This window comes from Pseudoalteromonas shioyasakiensis (assembly GCF_022398475.1).
GTDB lineage: Bacteria > Pseudomonadota > Gammaproteobacteria > Enterobacterales > Alteromonadaceae > Pseudoalteromonas.
Genome location: NZ_JAKEVM010000228.1, coordinates 1 through 3,819 on the forward strand (window position 1 = coordinate 1; position 3,819 = coordinate 3,819).

Consider the following 3,819-nt stretch of genomic DNA (forward strand, 5'->3'; position numbering starts at 1 on the left):
ATATTTAAGTTACAAAAAAGGTAGCCTCAACCAAAGGCTACCTTTTTTTATACTAGAGTTCTTTGGAGGAGACTTTAGTATGTTGTTAATGTACCACAAATATTATCTTAACCCCCAAAAAAAAGTTCAATACGAAAGAAAATCTCAGAATTACTCAAAAACCCCACTGTAGAATTTATTTACGTTCTCACAAAAACAGTTAGCTATGAATAGCATAAAGTTAAAAAGCACAATCATAGTCTGCCTTACACTACTAGGCTTATATGGGTTAGCGGAATTGTTTTTTGCTCGCTTCACATTTTCTTTTCCGACCTTTCAAGATCAGTGTTTGTATGCTCGCATGTTCATAGTCGACAAGCGTGATAAGGATATTAAAAGGGGTGATTTAGTTGCATTCAAATTTAACAAGGCAGATAAAAATTTTGATAAAGGGTTGAGCTTCATAAAAATTGCAGCCGGTGTTCCTGGAGATGAAATCAAATACTCGCCAAATGAAATGTATGTAAATCGAGTCGAATCTGAAATTGCTGGAATGACGCATGCCATTAATTTCTTACAGTTAAACCCAAAAGAGTATGAGCGACAAATCACCTTGAATGAAAATGAATTCTTTATGGTTGGTGAGACTATTTATAGCTATGACAGCAGGTTTTGGGGGCCAATAAATGAAGAGGATATTTTGGGGAAAGCATATGCAATTTTTTAAGTCGATAGTTTTGCTTTGTGCGTTTTCAGTTTCGGTAAGTGCCAATCAAAAAAACGAATATGATGTTTCAAGTTTTCAAGACGCTGCGAATAAGGCTGTCGAGAAAGCCAAAGAAAATGGGTGGTTAAAAGATATAGATAAGCCAACAATTCAAGAAAAAGATATAGCTTTAGCCAAGTCAATTGCAGATCAGGCTGTTGTTATTTCCAGTGAAACAATGAAGAGAGCGCTTCCACAACAAGAAAATAAGATTGATTTATTAGAAGGTACAGATGGCGCTATTTTCGTAAGTTTCTCAATGCCCAGAAGAGCACTTATTGATGCCTTCAAAGTGGCCAAAGAGCATAACTTAACAATTTTATTTAGAGGGCTAGAAAAAGGAGCTACACACATATCATCGACGATGAAGCTTATTCAGAAATTAAGTGCCATATCAAAAGTAGAGCCAAATGTAGGAATAAACCCACTAAGATTTAAAGAGTTTAATGTAACCGGTGTACCAACTATCGTCATAAGAAATGGTAATAAGCATCTTATTGCTCCGGGCACATTGAATGCGCAATATGCAAAAGATCAATTTGACCAAAAACAAGGCGATTTCAAGTTAGAGCCATTAGGCCAATTATTCAATATTGACGAACCCGACATCATAGAGCAAATGAAAGCTGCAGCAGGCAAGATTGATTGGGCTGAGAAGCAACGTTTAGCAAAAGAAAGGTTCTGGAAGAAATATAAAACTTACCCTCTCCCAACGTCAGAAGAATCTAAGCAATGGCTAATAGATACGACTGTTCGCGTAACTCAAGATATCAAAAATGGCCGTGGAGAAATATTGGCCCGAGCTGGCGACATAACAAACCCTTTAAAACAATACCCTATGCATTTAACCATTTTTGTAATTGATCCCTATGTGAAGTCACAGGTTGATTGGGTTAAGGAAGAATTAAAATCGATATCAGGACAGTTTCAGATTCATCTAACCCATATGGATAAAGACAAAGGGTGGGATGACCTTAGTAAGTTTCGAAATGAGTTTGGGGCACCAGTTTTCATTTTGCCAAAACAAGTTATTGAGAAATTCAAAGTGGAAGCTACACCAAGCAAAATCGAAACACAAAGCAATGGCTATTTACTGGTACGTCAATTCGATTGGAGTGAAAAATGAAATTAATTTTAGTTGGGTTAGGCGTTTTAGGTGGGATCTATTTAAGTTACGAGTACCCCACTGTAGCAAAGCAAATCTGGGATACCGCTTGGCATTACTTTCTAATCGCATTTAATTGGTTAGAGTCAAAGGTGGGTCAATTGTAATGCGCTTTACATTGATTTCCCTTATTTTCTTAGTCGCTTTATTTTCAACGCAAACAAAAGCTGAAGGTAACGCATGCAATAACGCGAATGTATTTAGCAACATAATAAATGAAGTTTGTTGGTCATGCTTCTTACCAGTGCGATTGATGGGAGTAGGTCCAAAACCAAATGGGGCTGCACCTGACCAATCAATTTGTGCTTGTAATGATGCTCTTGGAATTCCGGAGTTTGGCTATCAACTAGGGTCCTGGCAGCCCTCTAGATTAGTCGAGCATGTGAGAGTTCCATGGTGTGCACCCGCATTAGGGGGAGTTAGGCTTCAGGATGATCTATTTTCATTGTCGACTGGAGTGGATGTTAAAAGTTCCGGTGGTGCTGATTTGGCAACGTACCAATACCATTACTATTCATACCCATTATTTGCGATGTTGGAAATTTTGTATTTGCCTAAATGTGGTGGTGAATATACAGATTTTGATTTGATGTACCTTAGTGAGATTGATCCAACTTGGAACAATGATTTGCTCTCAATTTTACTATCCCCAGAAGCATTTATATTTGCAAATCCAATTGCAAAAGCGTGGTGTACTGCGGATTGTGCCGCAATTACAGCAGGAGATGTTCAAGAATCTACATATGGTTGTGCTGGCTGCGACGGAAGTCTCTACCCATTTACAGGAAATGTTTATGATGGTGAGTCAGGGCCGCGTGTAACTTCGCTTTTAACACAGCGTGTACTTGCTAGTTTGCACCGAAAGGGGTTGGCTAGAAAAACAATCGGAGAGGATGCAATGTGTAAACCCGAGTTTTGGCCAATGATTCCTAAATCCCAGTATAAGCTTTCAATGCTCCACCCAGTAGCAGAGGCTGATAGAAATTCTCCAAATGGTAAGTGCTGTCACCCATTGGGAGAGTCTGAACATAAATGGTCTACAGCGGCTGGTGGTAGAACCACCCCAGGCCTTGAAGACTACTTATATTTACTGTGGCAATTTAATGATTGTTGTGTAATTAGTTCTGGTATTAATGCGCCTTCAAAATAGTGAGTAATTTAATGACAAGTGAAGATTTTAGACGTTTTTTGAATAAATATAAGCTAAGTAAACAGCAAGCAATGTACATATTTGGGTTTAAGAAAACAACATACCACAAGTACACGAGCCCAAAATACGAAGAAGAAATAAGTAACAGTGTTTCAATTATTTGCGAGTGCCTTGACCACATGGGTAAAGGAAAAGCTAAGAGATACTTAGAACTAAAGCTGTCAACACACCGAGATAAGTCAGTCAGAAAACTATTAACCTGACGTTTACTCTTCGGGGGGGGGAACTATGTTTATTAAGTAAGGGTTAATTTATTATAATGGATTAAATTAAGGGGGATTTGTGTTAGCCGAATGGGTTTTACTAATTCTTAGTGGGATTTTTTTAGGTGCCTTCACGGGGGTAACTACATTTCTCTTAATATTTATTAGTTCCATGTACATTTTTAATAGAGCTGATAGCGATATTACAGTATTAGTGACATTAATGGTTATAGTATTTATGCTATTCGCTTACTATGGCTTTAGCTTAGCTAATTTTTTGGAAGCTGCGCGACCTCTAGATACTCCGGCTGTTGAAAGTGTTGTAAGCGTAGCTCCTTTTATAGTAGCTCATATTGCGTTCGTTAGCTTTGCATATTTAGGGACTCATTTGGGAAAATTTGTTTATAGTAAAAAACTACTAGGTAATTGAGCTATACCCCCCATATTTACCTAATTTTAATATTAAATTAAGCTTATATTTGTTTCGGTTGTTTTG

At 37.7% G+C, this 3,819-nt stretch carries 5 protein-coding genes; all 5 read left to right on the top strand.

The window, feature by feature from the left end; all coding sequences use genetic code 11:
- Positions 1 to 205: 205 nt before the first annotated feature.
- Positions 206 to 706, top strand: a complete 501-nt coding sequence (lepB, locus tag L1D51_RS20810; RefSeq protein WP_239964741.1) for a signal peptidase I — start codon at positions 206 to 208, stop codon at positions 704 to 706.
- Positions 693 to 1,871, top strand: coding sequence for a TrbC family F-type conjugative pilus assembly protein (locus L1D51_RS20815; RefSeq protein WP_239964742.1), 1,179 nt, complete (start codon positions 693 to 695; stop codon positions 1,869 to 1,871). Before lepB ends, L1D51_RS20815 begins: the two co-directional genes overlap by 14 nt.
- Positions 1,868 to 2,017: a hypothetical protein gene (locus L1D51_RS20820; protein ID WP_155950869.1), complete on the top strand. Its 150-nt coding sequence runs from the start codon at positions 1,868 to 1,870 to the stop codon at positions 2,015 to 2,017. The genes L1D51_RS20815 and L1D51_RS20820 overlap by 4 nt, the downstream gene beginning before the upstream one ends.
- Complete coding sequence (locus tag L1D51_RS20825) at positions 2,017 to 3,060, top strand: TraU family protein (RefSeq protein WP_239964744.1); 1,044 nt, start codon at positions 2,017 to 2,019, stop codon at positions 3,058 to 3,060. Before L1D51_RS20820 ends, L1D51_RS20825 begins: the two co-directional genes overlap by 1 nt.
- A 342-nt stretch (positions 3,061 to 3,402) precedes the next feature.
- On the top strand, positions 3,403 to 3,753 hold the full coding sequence (locus tag L1D51_RS20830) for a hypothetical protein (RefSeq protein ID WP_239964746.1): 351 nt from the start codon (positions 3,403 to 3,405) through the stop codon (positions 3,751 to 3,753).
- Positions 3,754 to 3,819 lie beyond the last annotated feature (66 nt).